A 23,008-nucleotide genomic window follows, 5' to 3' on the forward strand; every position below is an offset into this window, starting at 1 on the left:
ATGTAGCATGAGAGAGCCCCTGCCGCCAGCGATTCGCGACATCGCCGCCGCCCCTTGCGTCCCGCGAGCGCCGGGGGACTTCACGTCCCCCGGACCCCCTGTGAGGTATTTTCAAGGAGTGCGAGGGGCGGGGTCAGTTCAATGCAGGTTCGGGTTCGGGCTGGCGACGCAGGGCCTGGTCGCTGTCGGTCTGCGCGGGGCCGTCGGTGGATTCGATCCCCTCGGGGCGGCCGACCAGCACGAAGCGCAGCTGGTCGGAACGCAGCAGGCGTTCGGCCACGCGCTGGACATCCTCGGCGGTCACGGCCTCGACCCGGTCGTTGCGGGTATTGGGATAGTCGATGGGAAAACCCGCCAGCTGCATCCCGGCCAGGATGCCGGCGATCTTGCCGTTGCCGTCCCAGCGCAGGGGATATTCGCCGGTCAGGTAGGTCTTGGCGTCCTGCAGCTCTTGCTGGCTGACGCCTTCGGCCATGCGGTCCCATTCCTGCCGGATCAGCTCGACCGCCTGGCCGGTCGTCGCGTTGGAGCCGGCCATGCCGCCCTGCCATGTCTGACCGTAGAGCCCCGAGGCCAGCGCCGTGCCGATCCCGTAGGTCAGCCCGCGCTTTTCGCGGATCTCGTCCATCAGGCGCGAGCTGAAGCCGCCGCCGCCCAGGATATGGTCGGCCACGAAGGCGGCGAAGTAATCCGGATCGTCGATATGCAGGCCGGGTCCGGCGAAGCTGACGATGGTCTGCGGGCTGTCCCAGTCGATCACCGTGACGCCGCCGGTCAGCTGAAGCTGCGCATCCTGGGGCAGGGGGGCGGTGCCTTCGGCGGGCAGCCCGCCGAGGATGCGGTCCAGAAGCGGGCCCAGCTCCTCGGGGGTGATGTCGCCCGCCGCGCCGACCACCACGCGGTCGCGGGCCAGGACGCGGTTCTTGGCGGCGACCAGGTCCTGCCTGCTCAGCGCGGCCACCGATTCGGCGGTGCCGTTGATTGAGGTCGCATAGGGGTGGTCGCCCCAGGCCTGGCGGGCCATTTCCTTGGCGGCGATGGCTTGCGGATCGGTGGCCTCGGCGCGGATGATGGCCTGGACCTGCGCCCGCACCCGGTCCACCGCATCGCCGTCGAAGCGCGGCTGGGTCAGCGCCTGGCCCAGGAGGTCGGCGGCCTGGTCGCGGTTCTCGGTCAGCGTGCGCAGCGAAACCGTCAGCGCGTCGTCGCCCACGTCGAAGGACATGCGCGCGCCCAGGTCCTCGGCCGCCTGGGCGAACTGGGTCGAATCCAGCGGGCCGGCGCCTTCCTCCAGCGTGGCGGTCATCAGGTTGATCGCGCCGCGCTTGCCGGGCGGATCGAGGCTGGCGCCGCCCCGGAAGTTGAAGCTGATCGCGGCGAAGGGGATCGAGTCGTCCTGGACCAGCCAGGCCTTGATGCCGCCGGGCGAGGTGACCTCCTGGATGTCGATCGCATGGGCCGGAACGGCGAGGATGGCGAAAAACAGGGCGATGGCGGCGCGGATCATCCTTGCACCTCGGAATTGCTGTCCTGGGGGGCGGGACGCGCGGGCGGGCGGGTCTGCGCCGCGCTGTCGGCCGCCGCCGGATCGGTGGGCGGATCGGTGGGCGGATCGGCCGATGCGGCGGGGGTGGCGGGCGGCGCAGACCCGCCGGCGGGATCGGCGGGGAACAGCCAGCCGGTCACATGGGCCGGATCGGCCAGCAGATCGCGGGCGACCTGGCTCACGTCCTCGACCGTGACCGCGGCCAGGATTTCGGGCCAGTCGTTCACGTCCTGGACCGTCAGCCCGGTGGCAAGGCCCTGGCCATAGTCATAGGCGCGGCCATGCGCGGAATCGAGGGCATAGATGCGGGCGGCGCGGATGCGGGTCTTGACGCGCTCCAGGTCGGCGGGGTCGGGGCCGGCCTCGGCAAAGCGGGCCAGCACGGCGTCCAGCTCGGCCTCGGCCGCTTCGGGCTCCAGCCCGTCCGCCGGCACCAGCGAGATGCGGAAGCTGGTCGGATCGACCGACAGCCCGTCATAGCCCGCATTGACCCACAGTGCCTTGCCGGTCAGCGCCAGCTCGCGCCCCAGCACCGAGGTCTGCATCGAGCCGCCCAGCAGTTCCGCCAGAACGGTCAGCGCGGCGGCGGGCTTCTGGTCGCCGGGATTGCGCTCGGGCACGGTCCAGCTGCGGGTCATCGAGGGCTGGGCGACGCGGGGGTCCGACATCTCCATCCGCCGCGCGCTGCGTTTCTGCGGCTCCTGCGGGCGGATCCGGGGCGCGGCCTCGCCCTTGGCGGGGATCGGGCCGTAATACTGCTCGGCCAGTTCGCGGGCGCATTCCGGGGTCACGTCGCCGGCCAGGATCAGCACGGCTTCGTGCGGCGAATAATGCGCGTCATACCAGGCGATCGCGTCCTCGCGGGTCAGCCCCTCCATCTCGGCGCGCCAACCGATCACCGGGCGGCCATAGGGGTGGTTGTAGAACTGCACCGCGTTGCGTTCCTCGGCGAACAGCGCGGCGGGATTGCTGTCCACCCGCTGCGCGCGTTCCTCCAGCACCACCTGCCGCTCGGCCTGCCAGTCATCCTCGCCGATCTTCAGATTGGCCATCCGGTCGGCCTCCATCTCCATGATCAGCGGCAGCCGGTCGGACGCGATGCGCTGGAAATAGGTGGTGAAGTCGTAGGAGGTGAAGGCGTTGTCCATGCCGCCATTGGCGATCACGGTCTTCGACAGCTCGCCCGGTTCCAGCTTGTCGGTGCCCTTGAACATCAGGTGTTCCAGGTAATGGGCGATGCCGGACTTGCCGGGCTGTTCGTCGGCCGATCCGATCCGGTACCACAGCATCTGCACCACGACCGGGGCGCGGTGGTCCTGGATCACGACGGTTTCAAGCCCGTTGGGAAGGGTGAAATGGCTGACGCCCTCGGGCATGTCGGCCGCGGCGGGCGTTTCGACAGAAGCGGGCGTTTCGACGGGTGCGGGCGGCTCGGCAAAGGCAGGCAGGGCGGCCAGCGCCAGCGCGGCGAATGTCAGGCTCCGGGGCGCGGCCGGGCGGCGGATCGGGGGCATTGCGGCAAGCTCCTCTGTCTCGGCCGGAAATCTGGCGCGCGCGAAGGCCGGGCGCAACCCACTCTCGCGTGAGCGCGGCGCGATGCCGCGTTTGAACAGGCTTGCGGGGTGGGGCGGATCACTCTGCCGGCGGCGGCGCGCTGGGTGTCTGCGCGCCGGCGCGCTGCCAGCGTTCCTGTTCGGCCTGCGCGTCCATCCGCATCGGCGCATAGGTGCGCATGTAGACATTGGTGCCGAACAGCCGTTCCAGCGGCCGCCGGCCGTTCCTGGCGCGGCGTTCCGCATCGGTCTGCGCCAGTTCGGTGCGGATCGCCGGGTCGCTGCCGCGCCGCGCGGCATGGGCGACCAGCGCCTGGTCCGAGGCGGCGATGCCCTGGTCGGCCAGCTGCGCCGGATTGCCGCCCAGCACGCCGACCGCATCGGCGATGGGCGTCGGGTCGGTGATGTTGGCGCCGCCCGGCGTCGGAGCGGGCAGCACCGCCAGGTCGGGCGGCATGGACAGCGGCCGCGTCGGCAGGATCGCGAATTCGTCCGGCCCGTCGCTGGTCGAGCGCAGGTTCATCAGCCCCCGATCGTCTCCGCAGGCGGAAAGCGCGGTCGTGGCCGCCAGTCCGATCATCAGCGCGAAAGCCCGCATCCTCTGCCCCTTCAGCTTGTCGTTGACCCTGCTTAGCGCGATTTGCCGGCCTCGTCACGGGTCTTGTCGGTCCCGGTCCTGCGCGACCCGCGCCCGGATTTCGGCGCGTCAGGCCGTTTCTGCGGGATCAGGATCAGCCCGACGGCGCCTGCAAAGATCGAGATGTCGGCCACGTTGAAGCTGTAGGGGTTCTGCCAGCCCGGCAGCGACATGTTCAGGAAATCCGCCACCGCCCCGTACCACAGCCGGTCGATCACATTGCCGATGGCGCCGCCGATCAGCAGCCCGGCGGCGATCCGCGCCACCAGCCCCTGCGCGCTGCGCCAGACCCAGTACCAGACCCACAGGCAGATCGCCGCCGCCACCGCGATCAGCACCCAGCGCATGATGTCCTGGTCCGAGGCGAACAGCCCGAAATTCACCCCCTGGTTCCAGGCCATGCGCAGGTTCAGCCAGGGCGGCAGCACGTCGATCTCGCGCAGGCGGTCCAGCCGCAGCACATGCACGACCCAGTATTTCAGCGCCTGGTCCGCGATCACGATCAAGAGGGCCAACCAGAAGGTCAGCCGCATGTCGGCCCGTTCGGGGGGCCTGGGCTTGCGCGGCGCGCGCGGACGCTTCGGCTTCGGCGCCGGATCGCGGGCCGGTTCGGGGGCGGGCTTCTGGCCGCCGTCGAAGGGCAGTTCGCTCTGCATCAGTGCCGGAAATGCCGCTGGCCGGTAAAGACCATCGCCAGGCCCAGGCGGTCGGCCGCCGCGATCACCTCGTCGTCGCGCATCGAGCCGCCGGGCTGGATCACCGCCTTCGCCCCGGCCTCGGCCAGCGCCTCGATGCCGTCGGCGAAGGGGAAGAACGCGTCGGATGCCACCGCCGCGCCGATGGTCAGGGGCTGGGGCAGGCCAAGCGCCTCGGCCATGTCCTCGGACTTGCGCCGGCCGATCCGGGTGCTGTCCACGCGGCTCATCTGGCCCGCGCCGATGCCCACCGTGGCCAGGTCCCTGGCATAGACGATGGCGTTCGACTTCACATGTTTGGCGACGGTCCAGGCGAACAGCATGTCGGCCAGTTCCGCCTCCGAGGGCTGGCGCGCCGTCACGATCTTCAGGTCGGCCCGCGCGACATGGCCGTTGTCGCGGCCCTGCGCCAGAAAGCCGCCCGCGACCTGGCGGAAGGTCAGCCCGCCCGCCGCCGGATCCGGCAGCCCGCCGGTGGTCAGCAGGCGCAGGTTCTTCTTGGCGGCGAAGATGCGCTTCGCATCCTCGTCGGCATCGGGCGCGATCACCACCTCGGTGAAGATCTTTACGATCTCCTCGGCCGTCGCGCCGTCAAGGGGCTGGTTCAGCGCCACGATCCCCCCGAAGGCCGAGGTCCGGTCGCAGTCGAAGGCGCGGCGATAGGCCTCGATGGCGGTTTCGCCGCGGGCCACGCCGCAGGGATTGGCGTGCTTGATGATCGCGCAGGCCGGGCCGTTCGCCGGGTCGAATTCCGCCACCAGCTCGAAGGCGGCGTCGGTGTCGTTGATGTTGTTGTAGGACAGCTCCTTGCCCTGCCACTGCCGCGCGGTGGCGACGCCGGGACGGGTCTCGCCGGTGACATAGAAGGCGGCCTGCTGATGCGGGTTCTCGCCATAGCGCAGCCCCTGGGCCAGCGTGCCGGCGAAGGCCCGCCGACGCGGCGTTTCCTCGCCGATCGCCCCGGCCATCCAGCTGCTGACGGCGGCGTCATAGGCGGCGGTCCGCGCATAGGCGACCTGGGCCAGCCGCCGGCGGAATGCCAGCGTGGTGCGGTCGTCGTTCGCGTCCAGCTCGGCCAGCAGGGCGTCGTAATCCTCGACATCGACGATGACGCTGACGAAACCGTGGTTCTTGGCCGCCGCCCGGATCATCGCCGGCCCGCCGATATCGATGTTCTCGATGCAGGTGTCGTAATCGGCGCCCTTCGCCACCGTCTCCTCGAACGGGTAGAGGTTCACCACCAGCAGGTCGATCGGCCCGATGCCATGGGCCTCCATCGCCGCCAGGTGCTCCTGGTTGTCGCGCAGCGCCAGCAGCCCGCCATGCACCTTCGGATGCAGGGTCTTGACCCGACCGTCCATCATTTCCGGGAAGCCGGTCACATCGGCCACGTCCACCACCGTCAGCCCGGCCTCGCGCAGCGCCCCGGCGCTGCCGCCGGTCGACAGGATCTCGACTCCGCGCGCCGACAGCCTGCGGGCGAAGTCGATCAGCCCGGTCTTGTCCGAGACCGAGATCAGCGCGCGTTTGATGGGGATCGGATGGGTCATGTCGGGCCTCCGGGCTGGTTTGGCGCTGAACTAGCGCCTCGGCGCCCGAAGGTCCAGCACCCCGCAACTCACGAACGCATGGGCCATCCCCTCGCACTCCTTGAAAATACCTCGGGGGGTCCGGGGGGCAGCGCCCCCCGGCGTCGCGGGACGCAAAACTCCCCTCACCCCGCCTTCCGCAGCCGCGCGATGAAGAAGCCGTCCATCCCGCCCAGCTCCGGCCAATGATCGGGCCGCAGCCGCAGCCCCCCCTCGGGCGTGACCCATTCCGGCTCGATGCCGGGCAGGGCGGGCGGCTCGATGCGCAGGTCCGGATGGCGGGCCAGCGCGGCGGCGATCTGCGCCTCGCCCTCCTCGGGCAGAAGCGAGCAGGTGGCATAGACCATCCGCCCGCCCGAGGGCAGCATCCCGACCGCGCGGTCGATCAGCCGCGCCTGCAGCTCGGCCAGCCCGGCGATGCCGCTGCCGTCGCGCAGGAAGGGCAGGTCGGGATGGCGGCGGATGGTGCCGGTGGCCGAACAGGGCGCGTCCAGCAGCACCGCGTCCAGCGCGCCCTCGGGCTGCCAGTCCAGCGCATCGGCGGCGACCAGCCGCGCCGACAGGTTGCAGCGGGCAAGGTTCTCGGCCACGCGCGCCAGCCGCGCCTTGCTGATGTCGACCGCCGTGACCTCGGCCCCGGCCGCGGCCAGCTGCAGCGTCTTGCCGCCCGGCGCGGCGCAGAGATCGGCGATCCGCTCGCCCGGTTGCGGCTCCAGCAGCCGCACGGCCAGCGCGGCGGCGGCGTCCTGCACCCACCAGGCGCCCTCGGCATATCCCGGCAGGGCCGAGACCTGCACGCCCCCGTCCAGCCGCAGCGAGCCGGTCGGCAGGGGCCGCGCGCCCTCGATCTCGACCGCCGCGCCGGGCTTCAACGTCAGGTCCAGCGGCGCGCCCGCCTGATGGGCGGCCTCGATGGCCAGCGTGGCGGCTTCGCCCCAGGTGGCGGCGACGGGCGCGCGCAGCCAGTCGGGCAGGCGCTGGGGCGGCAATGCGTCCCAGTCCTCGACGCGGGCCACCTTGCGCAGCACGGCATTGACCATGCCCGCCGCCGCCTGGCCCTTCCGGCCAAGGCCCCGCGTCAGGTTCACCGCCGCATCGACCACGCCATGGGGCGCGCCGCCCAGCTCAAGCATCTCGACCGTGGCCAGCTGCAGCAGGTCCTGGACCTGCGGCGCGGTGCGGCGCGACAGGAAGCGGGCCAGCACGGCGTCGGCGCGGGCGCGGTGGCGCAGGGTCTCGGCCGCCAGCCTGGCGGCGCGGGCCTGGTCGGCGGGCGCCAGCCGGCGCAGCGCGGCGGCCTGGTCGGACAGGCTCTGCCCGTCGCGCAGGCCGGAAATCAACCGCAGCGCGGCGCGGCGGGCGTCATCGCCGGGGGGCTTTGCCAAAATGCTTTCCTTTGCCTAAAGCTTTGGGTCACAGTTGCCCAAGACCCTTATGCCGTATTCAGGAATCTTTCCATGACCGATCGCGCCGATCTGCCGCCCGCCGCCCAACGCGCCCTGGCCGAGGCCGAGGAACGTCGCAAGGCCGCCGCCAAGGCCCAGCCGCTGCCGAAGGAATATGGCGGCCGCGACGGCCCCGAACCCGTCCGCTATGGCGATTACGAAAAGAACGGCATCGCGGTGGATTTCTGAACATGGACTGGCTGAAAGCCTCGGCGACCCGGCAGGGCAGGGCGATCATGGCCGGGCTTCTGGATCCCCTGGACCAGACCGAGGCCTATCTGGCCGCCGCCGCCGCCCATCCCGACGGCCGGCGCATCTATGCCCGCATGACCGCCGACCGCGCGCGGGCCGAGGCGGTCGCGGCCCATGACCGCGGCAAGGCCGACCTGCGGCGCGGCATCCTGGACGGGGTGGCGATCAGCTGGAAGGACAATATCGACAGCGCCGGCACCGCGACCGAGGCCGGATCGCGCCTGCTGGAGGGCCGCGTGCCCGCCCGCGACGCGGAATCGCTGGCCCGCGCCAGCCGGGCGGGGATGATCTGCCTGGGCAAGACCCACATGACCGAGCTGGCCTTTTCCGGCCTGGGGCTGAACCCGAACACCGCCACGCCGCCCAATGCGCTGGACCCCGCGCTGGCGCCGGGGGGTTCGTCCTCGGGGGCGGCGGTGTCGGTGGCGATGGGGCTGGCGGCGGCGGCGGTGGGCTCGGATACCGGCGGCTCGATCCGCGTGCCGGCCGCCTGGAACGACCTTGCCGGCTTCAAGCCCAGCCACGGGGTCCATCCCGCGGCCGGGGTGGTGCCGCTGTGCCGCCGCTTCGACGTGGTCGGCCCCATCGCCCGCACGGTCGAGGACTGCGCCGAGATCGTCTCGGTCCTGACCGGCCAGCCGGTGGTCGACCTGAAGGGGACCTCGGCCGCCGGGCTGCGGCTGATGGTGCTGGAGGATGTGCCCTATCAGGATGCCGAGGACGCCCCGGTCGCGGCTTTCGACGACGCGCTGGACCGGCTGGGCCAGGCCGGCGCGGTCGTCACCCGCGCCAGCCACCAGAGCGTCGCCCGCGCGATGAAGCTGGCGCCGGTGCTGTTCGCGCCCGAAGCCTATGGCATCTGGCGCGCGCAGATCGAGGATGCGCCGGAACTGATGTGGACCCCGATCCTGGAGCGTTTCCGCGGCGGGGCCGAGGTCAGCGCCCCCGATTACGTCGCCGGCTGGGAAAGCCTTGCCCGGCTGCGCCGCGAATGGTCGGCCAAGACCGCCTTCTTCGATGCGGTGGTCCTGCCCACCGTGCCGATCCTGCCGCCGCGCGCCGACCGGCTGATGAACGACCAGGACGAATTCGTGCGCGCCAACCTGCTGACGCTGCGCAACACGCGGATCGCCAACCTGCTGGACCTGCCGGCGCTGACCCTGCCGACCGGCCGTCCCGGCTGCGGCTTCATGCTGATGGGCCATACCGGCGGCGACCGGCACCTGCTGCGCGTGGCCTCGGCCGTCGAGGCGGCGCTTGGCGTCAACTGATTGGCGCTCTTTTTCGGCCTTTGGCTGGACGCAAGCGCCCGATGACGCTAATGTTTGGGGTAATAAACGGGGCAAAGACCCCGAAAGCGAGGCAGAGATGGCATTCCCCGAGCGGTTCTCGAACCTGCCGGAATACGCGTTCCCGCGCCTGCGGGCGCTGTTGTCGGACATTCGGCCCGGTGCGGCCGATCCGGTGGTGATGACCATCGGAGAGCCGCGCCATGCCATGCCGCCCTTCGTGGCCGAGGTCATGGCCGCCCATATCGGTGATTTCGCGAAATACCCGGTGAACGAGGGCACGCCGGGCCTTCTGGAGGCGATCTCGGGCTGGCTGGGGCGGCGCTACGGGCTGGATGTCGCGCCGGACCGGATCATGGCGCTGAACGGCACGCGCGAGGGGCTGTTCAATGCCGGGCTGGCGCTGTGCCCGGAACAGAAGAACGGGCAGCGGCCCGTGGTGCTGGTGCCGAACCCCTTCTATCAGGTCTATGCCGTGGCCGCCGCCGCCGTCCAGGCCGAACCCGTCTTCGTGCCCGCCACGCCGGAAACCGGGCATCTGCCCGATTATGCCGGCCTGCCGCCGGAGGTGCTGGACCGGGTGGCGCTGGCCTATCTCTGCTCGCCCGCCAATCCGCAGGGCGCGGTGGCGGACCGGGATTACCTGCAAACGCTGGTCGCGCTGGCCGAGCGCCACGATTTCCTGATCCTGGCCGACGAATGCTATTCCGAGATCTGGCGCGACGCCCCGCCGCCGGGCGCGCTGGCGGTGGCCACGGAAATGGGCCATCCCGACCGGGTGGTGATGTTCAACTCGCTCTCCAAGCGCTCGAACCTGCCGGGGCTGCGCTCGGGCTTCGCGGCGGGGGGCGTGGCGCAGGTCGCCCAGATGCGGCGGCTGCGCAGCTATGCGGGGGCGCCGCTGCCCCTGCCCGCGCAGGCCGTCAGCGAGGCCGCCTGGCGCGACGAGGATCACGTCACCACCAGCCGCGAGCTGTATCAGCAGAAATACCGCATCGCCGACCGGGTGCTGGGCAACGTGCCCGGCTATCGCCCGGTCCAGGGCGGGTTCTTCCTGTGGCTGCCGGTCGCCGATGGCGAGGCGGCGGCCCGGAAACTGTGGGCGCAGGCGGGCATCCAGGTCCTGCCGGGCGCCTATCTGTCGCGCGAGGTCGGGGGCGTCAATCCGGGCGCGGGCTTCATCCGCGTGGCGCTGGTCGACACGCCCCAGGCGACCGAGGCCGCGCTGCTCCGGCTGCGCGACGTGCTATATGACGACGAAGAAGCGTTCGGGGAAGGGTAACGGCATGGCAAGCTGGCACGCGAAGCAACGCGATCCGCTTTTCGATCAGAACACGCAGGCGGCGCTGGAGCGGCGCGGCAAGGAACTGGCGGGCGCGGGCCTGGTGGTTCTGGGCGTCCTGGTCGCGATGCTGCTGTCAAGCTGGTCGGCCGACGATCCCAGCTTCCTGTCGGCCACGGACGAACCGGCGCAGAACTATCTGGGCGCGATCGGCGCCTATATCGCCTCGCCGCTGATGATGATCGCCGGCTATGGGTCCTGGATGCTGGTCCTGGGCGCCGCGGTCTGGGGCCTGCGGCTGATGCTGCACCGGGGCGAGGACCGCATCATGCGGGCGATCTTCCTGCCGATCGCGGTGGCGCTGGCCTCGGTCTATTGCAGCACGCTGGCACCGGGGCCGGACTGGCAGCAGAATTACGGGCTGGGCGGGCATTTCGGCGACATGGTGATGGGCGCGATGCTGAACCTGCTGCCGATGAAGGCCTCGATCGGCATCCGGCTGGCGACGCTGCTGGTCGCGGCCGGGCTGGTCGCCTTCCTGGCCTTCGTGCTGGGCTTCGAGCGGGCCGAGCTGCGCGGCATCTGGCGGCGCTTCCTGGTCGGGCTGGTCACCGCCTTCGACATCGCCCTGCGGCTGGCCGGGCGCGGCGCGCAGCTGTCCGAGGGCGTCGCCCGCAAGCTGCGCCAGCGCCGCGCCGTCCCCGCCCCGGCCGAGCGGACGGCGGCTGCCGCGCCCCGTTCCGCGCCGCGCATCACCGGGCTGTTCGCTCGTCGCAACGCGGATGCCGAGGCCGAACTGCTGGACGACAGGCTGCCCGAGCCCGAGCTGATCGAGCGTGACGCCGATTACGACGGCGACGCGCCCTCGGCCGACGAGGTCAGCGGCCGGATCTCGGACGCGATCCGCAACCGGGCGGGCAAGCCCTCGGTCCTGGCGGCGGTGGCGGCGCGCCTGGCCCGCGACAAGGACCGCGCCCCGCTGCCCGCCGATCCGGCGGCCGATGACGCCGAGGACGATCACGACGCGGAACGCATCGAGCCCGCGCCCTTCGGCGCCGATACCCGGCGCGTGGTGGTGCCGCCCTTGCGCAAGCCCTCGGCCGCGCCCTCGCGCCAGGCCCGCGCCGAGGCCGAGCCGCAGATGCGCTTCGACGATGCCTATGCCGATTACGAAGTGCCGCCGCTGGGGCTGCTGACGGCGCCGGCGACCAGCAGCCAGCCGTCGATGTCGCAGGAATCGCTGATGGAAAACGCCCGGATGCTGGAGGCGGTGCTGGACGATTACGGCGTCAAGGGCCAGATCACCGAGGTCCGCCCCGGCCCGGTGGTCACGCTTTACGAGCTGGAGCCGGCACCGGGCCTGAAGGCCAGCCGCGTCATCGGGCTGTCCGACGACATCGCGCGCTCGATGTCGGCGCTGTCGGCGCGGGTTTCCACCGTGCCGGGCCGCACCGTGATCGGGATCGAGCTGCCCAATGCACGGCGCGAAAAGGTGCTGCTGCGCGAGATCCTGGCCAGCCGCGCCTTCGGCGACGGCACCCAGCCGCTGCCGCTGGCGCTTGGCAAGGATATCGGCGGCGATCCGGTGGTGGCGAACCTTGCCAAGATGCCCCACCTGCTGATCGCCGGGACCACGGGGTCCGGCAAGTCGGTGGCGATCAACACCATGATCCTGTCGCTGCTGTATAAGCTGACGCCGGACGAATGCCGGCTGATCATGATCGACCCGAAGATGCTGGAACTGTCGGTCTATGACGGCATCCCGCATCTGCTGTCGCCTGTCGTCACCGATCCCAAGAAGGCCGTGGTCGCGCTGAAATGGGTCGTCGGAGAGATGGAGGACCGTTACCGCAAGATGTCCAAGATGGGCGTGCGCAACATCGAGGGCTATAACGGCCGCGTTCGCGAGGCGCTGTCGAAGAACGAGATGTTCAAGCGCACCGTCCAGACCGGCTTCGACGAGGATACCGGCGAGCCGGTCTTCGAGACCGAGGAATTCCAGCCCGAGACCTTCCCCTATATCGTCGTCATCGTCGACGAGATGGCCGACCTGATGATGGTCGCGGGCAAGGAGATCGAGGCCTGCATCCAGCGCCTGGCGCAGATGGCGCGGGCCTCGGGGATCCACCTGATCATGGCGACGCAGCGGCCTTCGGTCGACGTGATCACCGGCACGATCAAGGCAAACTTCCCGACCCGGATCTCCTTCCAGGTCACCTCCAAGATCGACAGCCGCACCATCCTGGGCGAGCAGGGGGCCGAGCAGCTGCTGGGCCAGGGCGACATGCTGTATATGGGCAACGGCGCGCGGATCACCCGCATCCACGGCCCCTTCGTCAGCGACGAGGAGGTCGAGGAGGTGGTGAACCACCTGAAATCCTTCGGCCCGCCCTCCTACCAGTCCGGTGTCGTGGAAGGCCCCGACGACGAGAAGGCCGACAATATCGACGCCGTTCTGGGCCTGGGCGGCGGCGATGGCGGCGACGACGCGCTTTATGACCAGGCGGTGATGATCGTGGCCAAGGACCGCAAATGCTCGACCTCCTACATCCAGCGCAAGCTGGCCATCGGCTATAACAAGGCCGCGCGGCTGGTCGAGCAGATGGAGGAACAGGGCGTGGTTTCGCCGGCCAACCATGTCGGCAAGCGCGAGGTTCTGGTGCCCGAGGTCTGAGGCGGCTATACCTGCCCCGACATGACGATCTGGCACCTTCATCCGCTGAACGCCCGCCATGGGCTGACGACGATCCTGTCGGAACTGCGCGCCGCCTCGCGCCGGGCGGTGGCGCTGGCCAGGGCCCATGCCGAGCTGCCCGATTTCGACCTGGTGGTGACGCCGGTTCTGGGCGGCGGCGTGCCGCGCTGGGGCGTCGGCGGCCGCACGCCCTCGGCCGGGCTGGTCGAGATCACCCTGGACCCGGCGCGCTTCGATCCCGACCTGCTGATCCGCACGCTGGTGCATGAATTCCACCACCTGATCCGCTGGGACGGGCCGGGCTATGGCAAGTCCCTGGGCGAGGCGCTGGTCAGCGAGGGGCTGGCCGGCCATTTCGTGCTGCAGGTGCTGGGCGGCGCGCCCGATCCCTGGGACGCGACGGTCCCGGCTCCGGGGGTGGCGCGCATGGCGATGAACGAATGGGCGCGGCGCGATTACGATCATGCGCGCTGGTTCTTCGGCAAGGGCGATCTGCGCAATGCGACCGGCTACGGGCTGGGCCATCGCCTCCTGGCCGAGCATCTGGCCCAGAATCCCGGTGCCGACCCGGTGGCGCTGGCCCATGCGGCGGCCGAAGGCTTCCGGCCCGCCCTGCGCCAGCTGGTGGCTGCCGACAAGGCGGCGGAGGCCGAGGAAACGGCGGATCAGGAGGGCGCGGCGGATAGCGGTGCGGCGGATAGCGGTGCAGAGGCGGGCTGGGACGGCGCGGCGGGCAGCTAGGTCAGCGCGCGGTCCTGGCGACGCGGAAGCCGGCCGCGACCAGCCCGACCAGCAGCCCCGCGACGGCGCCGCCCAGATGCGCCTGCCAGGCGATCTGCGGCATCATCAGCGTCAGCGCCACGTTCAGCCCCAGCACCACCGCCACCGCGCGCCAGACCGGCCGCATCGAGCGCCCGGTGCGGAAGCGCCAGATCCCGCCATAGCCGAACAGCGCCCCCGCCAGCCCGAAGACCGCGCCCGAGGCGCCGATCATCGGCCCGCCGGCGGGATCCATCCAGCCATAGGTGGCCGCGGCCGCGACCTGGCTTGCCGCATAGGACAGCGCCATCAGCCGCGCCGGCATCAGCCGCCACAGCTCTCGGGCCACGGCGGCCAGCGAGACCATGTTCATCCCCAGGTGCAGCAGCCCGGCATGAAGGAAGCCGTAGGTGAGAAACATCGCCGCGCCCTGGCCGGGAAAGACCCCCAGCCCGCCATGCATCAGCACCGACCAGAAGGCGCCGTAAAGCACCGCCCCGTTGCGTGCCTGGGCCCAGCCGAGCGTGTCGGCCAGCAGCAGCAGGCCCTCGGCCAGGCAGCACAGAAGGATGATGGCGCTGACCCAGCGCGGGAATTGCGGCGCATTCTCGGACATGGTCATCACAGTTAGGCGGCGCGCGGCGGCATTGCAATGGCAGGGCGCAATGGCAGGGCGGCGCCGGGCCTAGTCCTCGGCCTTGATCTGCCGGGCCTCGTCGATCAGCATGATCGGGATGCCGGCGCGGATCGGAAAGGCCAGCCCGGCCGCGCGCGAGACCAGTTCCTGCCGGGCGGCGTCGTAATGCAGCGTGGCATGGGTGACGGGGCAGACCAGCGCCTCCAGCATGTGGCGGTCGAAGCCGGGATGGTCGCCGCCGGTTGTGGGGCCGGTTGTGGGACCGGTGTCGGGGTCCGTGTCGGGCTTTGTGTCGGGGGTCATTGCAGTCGCTCCTCGTTGTCGCCGCCGCGCAGGGCGAATTCGATCAGCCCCTCCAGCAATTCGCGCCGGTCGCCAAGGGTGGGGCTTTCCAGAAGCGCCTGCTTGTCGCTGCTGGAAAAGGGCAGCATCATCGACAGCGAATTGACCAGCACCTCGTCATCGGCCTTTTCGGCAGCCTCCCAGTCGGTGGACAGCTCATGCGCCTCCATGTAGCGGCGCAGCAGGGAAAACAGCCGGTCGCGCTGCATCCGGGGATCGGTCTCGGGCGTGCCCAGGTCGCGCTGGAAGTCGCCGAATTCGACCAGGCCGCGCAGATAGGGGGCGAAGCCTTCCTCGGCCTGCTGCAGCCGGAAGCGCGAGATCGCCCTGAGCGAGATCATCATCCGCCCGTCATCGCCCTCGGAAAAGGCGATCACCCGCCCCGCGCAGCCGATGCTGGCCAGCGCCGCGCCGTCGGGCTGGATCATGCCGATCATCCGGTGGTCGGTCTTCAGCGTGTCTTCCAGCATCTGCAGATAGCGCGGCTCGAAGATGTGCAGCGGCAGGCGCGCCCGCGGCATCAGCACCGTGCCCGGCAGGGGGAACAGCGGCAGGCGCTCCGGCAGGTCGAAATGCGGAACCATCAGGCGAAGATCAGCGAGGACAGCCTGCGCCGGCCCTTCTGGCCGATCGGATCGGTGGGTTTCAGGCTGTCGAAGATGGTCAGCAGCTGCGCCTTGGCGGCGCCGTCGTTCCAGTCGCGGTCGCGGCGGAAACTGTCCAGCAGCACCTCGACCGCCTCCTCGATGCGGCCGGCGGCATAGAGCGCCTGGGCATAGTCCAGCCGCGCCTGCTGGTCGTCCGGATCGGCCTGAACCCGGGCCTGCAGGTCGCCCAGGGGACCGGCATTCGCGGCCTGCTGGGCCAGCTGCAGCTGGGCGCGGGCGGCCTCGACCGGGGCCGCGCCCGAGATGGCGGCGGGGACCTGCGACAGCGCCTCGGCGGCGGCATCACCCTCGCCGGCGGCCAGATGGGCGCGGACCAGCCCGCCCCAGGCCTCGGCATTCTCGGGCTCTTCGCCGATGATCGCGGCGAAGGTCTCGGCGGCATCGGAAGCCGCGCCCTCCTCCAGCATCTGCTCGGCCGCGGCCAGCGCATCGGCCAGCCCGCCGTCATCGCCGCCAAGCGCCGCCAGCTTGTCCACGAACTGCCTGATCTGGCTTTGCGGCACCGCGCCCTGGAAGGCATCGACCGGGCGGCCCTGGAAGAAGGCGTAGACGGTCGGGATCGACTGGACGCGCAGCTGCGCGGCGATCATCTGGCTTTCGTCGACATTGACCTTGGCCATGCGGACCCGGCCCTTGTGGCGGGCGACCTCGGATTCCAGCTGGGGGCCGAGCGTCTTGCAGGGGCCGCACCAGGGCGCCCAGAAATCGACGATGACCGGCACTTCCATGGATTTCTCGACCACTTCGGCCATGAAATCGGCTTCGGTCACGTCCTTGATGAAATCGGCGGGTTGCGGCGCGTTGGCGGCGCCTTCGAACAGCATGGTCATGTCGTCCCCAAGCGAGTTGGCAGGAATTCGGTTGGCGGCAATATGGGGCGTCCGGGGCGCGAACGGAAGGGCGGATTGCCTGCCGGTCGCCGGAAGGGGGGCGCTGCCCCCCGTCGCGTGCCGCGACTCCCCCCGGGATATTTGCGCCAAGATGAAGGGGCGGGGTCAGAGGTCGAAGCTGGCGAAGACCGGGACGTGGTCGCTGGGTTTTTCCCAGCCGCGCACCGGGCGCAGGATGCGGCTGCCATGGCCGGCATTGGCGATGTCGGGGCTGGCCCAGACATGGTCCAGCCGGCGGCCCTTGTCGGCGGCGTCCCAGTCGCGGGCGCGATAGCTCCACCAGGAATAGAGCAGCCCGTCGGGAATGTCCTTGCGGGTGATGTCGACCCATTTGCCGGCATCCTGCGCCGACAGCAGGTGATCGACCTCGATCGGCGTATGGCTGACGATCTTCAGGAGCTGCTTGTGCGACCAGACGTCGTCCTCGCGCGGGGCGATGTTCAGGTCGCCGACCAGGATCGAGCGTTCCGGGCGGTCGGCATGGAAGACGTCGCGCATCTCAGCCACGAAATCCAGCTTCTGGCCGAATTTCGGGTTCAGCTCGCGGTCGGGGATGTCGCCGCCGGCCGGCACATACATGTTGTGGATCACCACGCCGTTTTCCAGCCGCGCCGCGACATGGCGGGCATGGCCCAGCCGGGCATAGTCGCGGTCGCCCGCATCCTCGATCGGCAGGCGCGACAGGATGGCGACGCCGTTATAGCCCTTCTGGCCGCGCGCGACGATATGGTTGTAGCCGAGGGCGCGGAAGGCCTCGAGCGGGATCTTCTCGACCGGGGACTTGCATTCCTGCAGGCACAGGATGTCGGGCGATTCCTCTTGCAGCAGGCGGGCGACCAGCCCTTCGCGCAGGCGGATCGAGTTGATGTTCCAGGTGGCGATGGTGAACATGGCGGGGCTCCTTTGCGCCAGAACCTAGCCGCCGGGCCGCCCGCTGTCGAGGCGGGGGGAAAATCGGGGCGCGGAGAAATCGGGGCGATTCCGTTGGTTTTCGGCGGGGCCGGGCGCTAAGCAGGGGTGTCATCGGCTTTCCGGGAAGGGCGGACCATGCAACTGACGGTGGATGAGGCGCTGGCGCGCGGCGGGACCGGGCGGTTCCAGTGGCGGCTGCTGGGGATCTTCGGGCTGGTCTGGGCGGCCGATGCGATGCAGGTGATCGCGGTGGGCTTCGCCGCGCCCTCGGTCGCGGTCAGCTTCGGGGTCGAGCGGGTCACGGCGCTGCAGATCGGCACGCTGTTCTTCCTGGGCATGTTCGTGGGCGCCTGGGGCTTCGGGCGGATTGCCGACCGGATCGGGCGCCGCAGGGTGCTGATCGGCACGGTGGCGATGGATGCGGTCTTCGGCCTTGCCTCGGTGGCGGCGGGGGATTTCACCTGGCTGCTGGTGCTGCGTTTCCTGACCGGCGTGGCGGTGGGCGGCACCCTGCCCGTGGACTATGCGATGATGGCCGAGTTCCTGCCGCCCCGCAATCGCGGCCGCTGGCTGGTCTGGCTGGAGGGGTTCTGGGCCATCGGCACCATCGTGATCGCGCTGACCGCCTGGATCGCGTCCTCGATGGGGGCCGAGGCACCCTGGCGCTGGATCTTCTTCGTGGCGGCGGCGCCGGCGCTGATCGGCTTCTGGCTGCGGCTGTGGGTGCCGGAATCGCCCATGTACCTGGTCCGCAAGGGCCGCGCCGCCGAGGCCCGCGCCGTGGTGAACCGGGTGCTGAGGGCCAATGGCGCCGACCCGCTGAACGAGGGCGAGCAGCTGGTCATCGCCCCGGTCCCGGCGGGGGCCGAGACCTCGATCTTCGCGCCGATGCTGCGGCCGCGCACGATGGGCGTGCTGGCGGTGTGGTTCCTGGTCTCGCTGTCCTATTACGGGGTCTTCGTCTGGGTGCCGGGGCAGCTGGCCACCGAGGGTTTCGGCTTCGTGCGCGGCTATGGCTTCCTGGTGATCCTGGCCCTCGCGCAGGTGCCGGGCTATGCGCTGGCCGCCCATGGGGTCGAGGCCTGGGGGCGGCGCAACACGCTGATGGGCTTTTTGCTGCTGAGCGCGGCGGGCTGCTTCCTGTTCACCGTCGCCGGATCGACCGCGATGATCGCCGGCTCGCTGATCCTGATGAGCTTTGCGCTGCTGGGGACATGGGGCGCGCTCTATGCCTTCACGCCCGAGCTTTACCCGACCCATCTGCGCGGCACCGGCATGGGCACGGCCAGCGCGGTGGCGCGGCTGGGCGGCATCCTGGCGCCCAGCCTGCTGGCGATGGTCTTCGTCCACGGCTTCGGCGTCGCCATCGGCACCTTCGCGGCGCTGCTGGTCGCCGGGGCGGCCGCGCTGCTGCTGGTCCGGGCCGAGACCCGCGACATGGCGATCGGCTAGGGCGATCGGCTAGGATTGCGTGAAACTTCGGGGCGCCGCGCCCCGTTGGCTGGGCAACGAAGGAGGCATTGCAATGGGCCAACTGGTCAATGGCGTCTGGAAGGACGAATGGTATGACACCGACACGAGCGGCGGCGAATTCGTCCGCGACAGCGCGAAGTTCCGCAACTGGATCACCGCCGATGGCAGTCCCGGCCCCACGGGCGAAGGCGGATTCGCGGCGGAAAGCGGGCGCTATCACCTCTATGTTTCCTATGCCTGTCCCTGGGCGCACCGGACGCTGATCTTCCGGGCCCTGAAGGGGCTGGAGCCGCATGTCGGGGTCTCGGCCGTCCATCCCGACATGCTGTCCGAGGGCTGGGAGTTCCGCACCGATTTCCCCGGCGCCACGGGCGACGGGCTGTTCGGCACGCAATACCTGCGCGAGATCTATCTGCGGGCCAAGCCCGACGTATCGGGGCGGGTGACGGTGCCGGTGCTGTGGGACGGGCAGCGGGGCACCATCGTCTCGAACGAAAGCGCCGACATCATCCGCATGTTCAACGGCGCCTTCGACCAGATCACGGGGAACGAGGCCGATTTCTGCCCGCCCGACCTGCGCGACCGGATCGAAGACCTGAACGCGCGCATCTACGACACGGTGAACAACGGCGTCTACAAGGCGGGCTTCGCGACCTCGCAGGCGGCCTATGACAAGGCGGTGGGGCCGCTGTTCGACAGCCTGGACTGGATCGAGGAATTGCTGGCCGGCAGCCGCTACCTGGCCGGGGACCGCGTGACCGAGGCCGACTGGCGCCTGTTCACCACGGTCGCGCGCTTCGATTCGGTCTATCACACGCATTTCAAGTGCAACCGCCGGCGCATCGTCGATTACCCGAACCTGTGGGGCTGGGCGCGCGAGATGCATCAATGGCCGGGCGTGGCCGAAACCGTGCGGCAGGACCATATCACCCGGCACTATTACTACAGCCACGACACGATCAATCCGCACCGGATCGTGCCCATCGGCCCGCGTCCCGACTGGACCGCTCCGCATGGGCGCGGCTGACGGAATGCGACGGACGGGGGCACAAATGACGAGCCCCGGCGCAGGGGCCGGGGCTGTCAGAGAGGGAGGGAGGGTGTGGCCGCATCCACCGACCACTGGGCTTCGGTTCCTTAACGTGGCAGCCCGGCGGTGGTTTCATCGCCCGGTGCCGGTGACGATCTTGTGAACATTCGGGGCCGTGGCCATGAAAAAGGCCCGGCAGCGGGGCCGGGCCTTTCGGTCGCGGATCGCGGGTGGCTCAGGCCACCAGCCGATAGCCGCCCGATTCCGTCACCAGAAGCCGCGCGTTCGAGGGATCGGGCTCGATCTTCTGGCGCAGCCGGTAGATGTGGGTTTCCAGCGTATGCGTGGTCACCCCGGCATTATAGCCCCAGACCTCGTGCAGCAGCACGTCGCGCGCCACCACCCCGTCCTGCGCCCGGTAAAGGAACTTGAGGATGTTGGTTTCCTTCTCGGTCAGGCGGATCTTGCGGTCCTTCTGGTCGATCAGCATCTTCATCGAGGGTTTGAACGTATAGGGCCCAAGCTGGAAGATCGCGTCCTCGGACTGTTCATGCGTGCGCAGCTGCGCGCGCAGGCGGGCCAGCAGGACCGGGAACTTGAACGGCTTGGTGATATAGTCGTTCGCCCCCGAATCCAGGCCCAGGATCGTGTCGGCATCGGTATCGTGCCCGGTCAGCATGACGATCGGGCACTTGACGTTCAGCTTGCGCAGCTTCTTGCACAGCTCGCGCCCGTCGGTATCGGGCAGGCCCACGTCCAGGATCACCAGATCGTAGATCGCCCCCTTGGTCGCCTCGACCGCCGCCGCGCCGGTCCCGGCCTCGACCACGTCGAAGTCGTCGGTGGCGACAAGCTGCTCGGCCAGCGCCTCGCGCAGGTCTTCCTCGTCGTCGACCAGCAGAATCTTTTTCAACCCGGCCATGTTGCCTCCTTTGCTTTGTTGGTGAATGACTGGCGTGGCGTCCGGGTTCCGTCCAGCGCCATGTCGGATTTCTCACATGGAGTTGTCGGGAAAGGGCGCTATGTTTCAGATTGTTTCAAATGGCGCGGCCAAATGACCCTGATCCCGACCCTTGCCGAGACCGTATCGCGCGCCCGCGCGGACCTGCGCATGGGCCTGCCGGTGATGATCGGCGGACAGCTGGCGGCGGCGGTCGAGACCCTGTCCCAGCCGCGGCTGCAGGCGATCCTGGCGCTTGGCCAGCCGGTCCTGGCGATCACCGAAAGGCGGGCCGAGACGCTGAAGGCGCGGGCCTATGACGACGGGCTGGCGCGGGTGCAGGTGCCGCCGGACGCCGACCTGCGCTGGCTGCGGGCGCTGGCCGATCCGGCCGACGACCTGCGCGTGCCGATGAAGGGGCCGCTGTTTACTGCGCGGGACGGCGACACGGCCCCGCACCGCGCAGCGCTGGGGCTGGCGAAATCGGCGCAGCTTCTGCCCGCGATGCTGGTCGTCCCTGCCAGCCCGCAACTCGGCCCGCAGCCCGGCCTGACCGAACTGGCGCCCGGCCCGCTGCTGGCGCATCTGGCGCAAGAGGCGGCGATGGCCCCCGTCGCCGCCGCCCGCCTGCCGCTGCTTGCGGCCGAGAATTCGCGCCTGCACATCTTCCGCCCCGACGATGGCGGCGCCGAGCATTACGCCATCGAGATCGGCGACCCGCCCCGCGACGCCCCGGTGCTGGCCCGGCTGCATTCGGCCTGCTTCACCGGCGACGTGCTGGGCAGCCTGAAATGCGATTGCGGCCCGCAGCTGCACGCGGCGCTGAACGCGATGGGCCAGGCGGGGCAGGGGGTGCTGCTCTATCTGAACCAGGAGGGGCGCGGCATCGGGCTGGCCAACAAGATGCGCGCCTATGACCTGCAGAACCAGGGCTTCGACACGGTCGAGGCGAACCACCGGCTGGGCTTCGAGGATGACGAGCGCGATTTTCGCATCGGCGCGGCGCTGTTGAAACGGCTGGGCTTCGGCGCGGTGCGGCTGATGACCAACAATCCGCGCAAGGTCGCGATGCTGGAAGGCCACGGCATCGCCGTGACCCAGCGGGTGCCGCTGATCACCGCCCGGAACCGCCACAATACCGGCTATCTGGACACCAAGGCCGAAAAGTCGGGCCATCTGCTGTGACGCCTGGCCTCTGCCGCGACGACCTGGTCCTGACCCCGCAGGGCGTCCGCTTCCGCGGCCGGCTGCTTCCCTGCAGCATCGGCAGGACGGGCATCAGCGCGGCCAAGCGCGAAGGCGACGGCGCGACGCCCGCAGGCATCCTGCGCATCACCGGCCTCTGGTACCGCCCCGACCGCCTTGCGCGGCCCGCGCCCTGGGCCCGCCCCATCGGCCCCAGCGACCTGTGGTGCGACGCCCCCGGCCACCCGGCCTATAACCACCACGCCCGCGCGCCGCTCGACGCCAGCCACGAGAACCTGCGCCGCCCTGACCCGCTCTACGACCTGGTCCTGACCACCGATTGGAACTGGCCCGAGGCCACCCCCGGCCTCGGCTCGGCCATCTTCCTGCATCAATGGCGCCGCCCCCGCTTTGGAACCGAGGGCTGCATCGCCTTCGCCCGCCCCCACCTGCATTGGATCGCGCGCCGCGCCGCCCCCGGAACCAGGGTCATCGTGCCGCTTCTTCGTTGCCCAAATACCCGGAACGCAACGGCTCAGCCGTAGTCGCGCGCCCCGAAAATGGCCGAGCCCACCCGGACATGGGTCGCGCCCTCGGCGATGGCGGATTCGAAATCCGCGCTCATGCCCATGGACAGGTTCTGCAGCCCGTTTTCCCGCGCCAGCCGGCGCAGCAGGCGGAAATGCGGCAGCGGGTCGCCGGTCTCGGGCGGGATGCACATCAGCCCCTTCGGATCCAGCCCCAGCCCGCGGCAGGATGCCAGGAAACCCGGCAGCTCATCCGCAAGGATCCCGGCCTTCTGCGGCTCGTCCCCGGTATTGACCTGGATGAACAGCTGCGGGCTGCGGCCCTGCTCGGCGATCTGCTGCGCCAGCTTGCGCGCCAGCGAGATCCGGTCCAGCGTGTGGATCGCGTCGAAAAGCCCGACGGCGGCCCTGGCCTTGTTCGATTGCAGCGGGCCGATCATGTGCAGCTCGACGCCCTCGAACCGCTCGCGCCAGTCGGGCCATTTGCCCTGCGCCTCCTGCACGTAGTTCTCGCCGAAGATCCGCTGCCCGGCCTGCAGGACGGACTCGACCCGCTCGGGCGGCTGCACCTTGCTGACGGCGATCAGCCTGACCGAGCCGGGGTCGCGGCCACTGGCGGCCTCGGCCGCCGCGATGCGGGTTTTGATCTGCTCCAGTCCCAT

At 70.1% G+C, this 23,008-nt stretch carries 22 protein-coding genes; 9 read left to right on the plus strand and 13 right to left on the minus strand.

The annotated features are described in order from the left end of the window. Positions 1–133: 133 nt before the first annotated feature. From C9E82_RS08850 to C9E82_RS08875, 6 genes are all read right to left on the minus strand, one after another. Positions 134–1,507, minus strand: coding sequence for a M16 family metallopeptidase (locus tag C9E82_RS08850; RefSeq protein WP_119901245.1), 1,374 nt, complete (start codon positions 1,505–1,507; stop codon positions 134–136). Beyond that, on the minus strand, positions 1,504–3,060 hold the full coding sequence (locus C9E82_RS08855; protein WP_122449243.1) for a M16 family metallopeptidase: 1,557 nt from the start codon (positions 3,058–3,060) through the stop codon (positions 1,504–1,506). Before C9E82_RS08855 ends, C9E82_RS08850 begins: the two co-directional genes overlap by 4 nt. A gap of 118 nt (positions 3,061–3,178) precedes the next feature. Beyond that, on the minus strand, positions 3,179–3,697 hold the full coding sequence (locus tag C9E82_RS08860) for a DUF3035 domain-containing protein (RefSeq protein WP_119901131.1): 519 nt from the start codon (positions 3,695–3,697) through the stop codon (positions 3,179–3,181). A 32-nt stretch (positions 3,698–3,729) separates the two neighbouring features. After that, positions 3,730–4,392 (minus strand): signal peptidase II, encoded by a 663-nt coding sequence (gene lspA / locus C9E82_RS08865; protein ID WP_240643715.1) that lies wholly within the window; start codon positions 4,390–4,392, stop codon positions 3,730–3,732. Next, positions 4,392–5,981, minus strand: coding sequence for a bifunctional phosphoribosylaminoimidazolecarboxamide formyltransferase/IMP cyclohydrolase (gene purH, locus C9E82_RS08870; protein WP_119901130.1), 1,590 nt, complete (start codon positions 5,979–5,981; stop codon positions 4,392–4,394). The genes lspA and purH overlap by 1 nt, the downstream gene beginning before the upstream one ends. A 164-nt stretch (positions 5,982–6,145) precedes the next feature. After that, entirely contained in the window at positions 6,146–7,405 is a 1,260-nt protein-coding gene (locus tag C9E82_RS08875; protein ID WP_170162160.1) for an RsmB/NOP family class I SAM-dependent RNA methyltransferase, read from the minus strand. Between the two features lie 72 nt (positions 7,406–7,477). Here C9E82_RS08875 and C9E82_RS08880 point away from each other — a divergent pair, with 72 nt between their 5' ends. From C9E82_RS08880 to C9E82_RS08900, 5 genes are all read left to right on the plus strand, one after another. Continuing rightward, entirely contained in the window at positions 7,478–7,654 is a 177-nt protein-coding gene (locus C9E82_RS08880) for a DUF1674 domain-containing protein (RefSeq protein WP_119900479.1), read from the plus strand. A gap of 2 nt (positions 7,655–7,656) precedes the next feature. Next, positions 7,657–8,988 carry an amidase gene (locus tag C9E82_RS08885; RefSeq protein ID WP_119900478.1) on the plus strand — a complete coding sequence of 444 codons (1,332 nt, stop codon included), beginning with the start codon at positions 7,657–7,659 and terminating at the stop codon, positions 8,986–8,988. A gap of 97 nt (positions 8,989–9,085) precedes the next feature. Further along, positions 9,086–10,288: an aminotransferase class I/II-fold pyridoxal phosphate-dependent enzyme gene (locus C9E82_RS08890; protein ID WP_119900477.1), complete on the plus strand. Its 1,203-nt coding sequence runs from the start codon at positions 9,086–9,088 to the stop codon at positions 10,286–10,288. A 4-nt stretch (positions 10,289–10,292) separates the two neighbouring features. Then, positions 10,293–12,962 (plus strand): DNA translocase FtsK, encoded by a 2,670-nt coding sequence (locus C9E82_RS08895; RefSeq protein ID WP_119900476.1) that lies wholly within the window; start codon positions 10,293–10,295, stop codon positions 12,960–12,962. Between the two features lie 21 nt (positions 12,963–12,983). Beyond that, positions 12,984–13,724 (plus strand): DUF2268 domain-containing putative Zn-dependent protease, encoded by a 741-nt coding sequence (locus C9E82_RS08900; RefSeq protein ID WP_119900475.1) that lies wholly within the window; start codon positions 12,984–12,986, stop codon positions 13,722–13,724. Position 13,725: 1 nt separating this feature from the next. On the opposite strand, the gene C9E82_RS08905 is transcribed toward C9E82_RS08900, so the two are convergent. The 5 genes from C9E82_RS08905 to C9E82_RS08925 form a co-directional block, all read right to left on the minus strand. Further along, complete coding sequence (locus C9E82_RS08905) at positions 13,726–14,364, minus strand: rhomboid family intramembrane serine protease (RefSeq protein ID WP_119900474.1); 639 nt, start codon at positions 14,362–14,364, stop codon at positions 13,726–13,728. A gap of 63 nt (positions 14,365–14,427) precedes the next feature. Beyond that, a complete protein-coding gene (locus tag C9E82_RS24975) occupies positions 14,428–14,589 on the minus strand; it encodes a Trm112 family protein (protein WP_240643665.1) in 162 nt (53 codons plus the stop codon). Positions 14,590–14,678: 89 nt separating this feature from the next. Next, positions 14,679–15,305 (minus strand): LON peptidase substrate-binding domain-containing protein, encoded by a 627-nt coding sequence (locus C9E82_RS08915; RefSeq protein WP_119900472.1) that lies wholly within the window; start codon positions 15,303–15,305, stop codon positions 14,679–14,681. Beyond that, positions 15,305–16,213, minus strand: a complete 909-nt coding sequence (locus tag C9E82_RS08920) for a tetratricopeptide repeat protein (protein WP_119900471.1) — start codon at positions 16,211–16,213, stop codon at positions 15,305–15,307. Before C9E82_RS08920 ends, C9E82_RS08915 begins: the two co-directional genes overlap by 1 nt. A 171-nt stretch (positions 16,214–16,384) precedes the next feature. Then, positions 16,385–17,170: an exodeoxyribonuclease III gene (locus tag C9E82_RS08925; RefSeq protein WP_119900470.1), complete on the minus strand. Its 786-nt coding sequence runs from the start codon at positions 17,168–17,170 to the stop codon at positions 16,385–16,387. 156 nt (positions 17,171–17,326) lie between these two features. Here C9E82_RS08925 and C9E82_RS08930 point away from each other — a divergent pair, with 156 nt between their 5' ends. Further along, positions 17,327–18,643: an MFS transporter gene (locus C9E82_RS08930; protein ID WP_119900469.1), complete on the plus strand. Its 1,317-nt coding sequence runs from the start codon at positions 17,327–17,329 to the stop codon at positions 18,641–18,643. Between the two features lie 73 nt (positions 18,644–18,716). Continuing rightward, the gene (locus C9E82_RS08935; RefSeq protein ID WP_119900468.1) at positions 18,717–19,691 is read left to right on the plus strand and encodes a glutathione S-transferase family protein; all 975 of its coding nucleotides are present in this window, start codon (positions 18,717–18,719) and stop codon (positions 19,689–19,691) included. A 238-nt stretch (positions 19,692–19,929) separates the two neighbouring features. Here C9E82_RS08935 and C9E82_RS08940 read toward each other — a convergent pair whose 3' ends face one another. Continuing rightward, complete coding sequence (locus tag C9E82_RS08940; RefSeq protein ID WP_119900467.1) at positions 19,930–20,616, minus strand: response regulator transcription factor; 687 nt, start codon at positions 20,614–20,616, stop codon at positions 19,930–19,932. 132 nt (positions 20,617–20,748) lie between these two features. Here C9E82_RS08940 and ribA point away from each other — a divergent pair, with 132 nt between their 5' ends. Both ribA and C9E82_RS08950 read left to right on the plus strand, forming a co-directional pair. Continuing rightward, positions 20,749–21,819 carry a GTP cyclohydrolase II gene (gene ribA, locus C9E82_RS08945; RefSeq protein WP_119900466.1) on the plus strand — a complete coding sequence of 357 codons (1,071 nt, stop codon included), beginning with the start codon at positions 20,749–20,751 and terminating at the stop codon, positions 21,817–21,819. Continuing rightward, a complete protein-coding gene (locus C9E82_RS08950; protein ID WP_244936007.1) occupies positions 21,816–22,364 on the plus strand; it encodes a L,D-transpeptidase family protein in 549 nt (182 codons plus the stop codon). The genes ribA and C9E82_RS08950 overlap by 4 nt, the downstream gene beginning before the upstream one ends. Here C9E82_RS08950 and C9E82_RS08955 read toward each other — a convergent pair. Then, entirely contained in the window at positions 22,355–23,008 is a 654-nt protein-coding gene (locus C9E82_RS08955; RefSeq protein WP_119901045.1) for a YggS family pyridoxal phosphate-dependent enzyme, read from the minus strand. The two genes, C9E82_RS08950 and C9E82_RS08955, sit on opposite strands and share 10 nt — an antisense overlap.

Origin of the sequence: Paracoccus sigandri (assembly GCF_003709565.1) — a bacterium.
In the GTDB taxonomy this organism is placed as follows: domain Bacteria; phylum Pseudomonadota; class Alphaproteobacteria; order Rhodobacterales; family Rhodobacteraceae; genus Paracoccus; species Paracoccus siganidrum.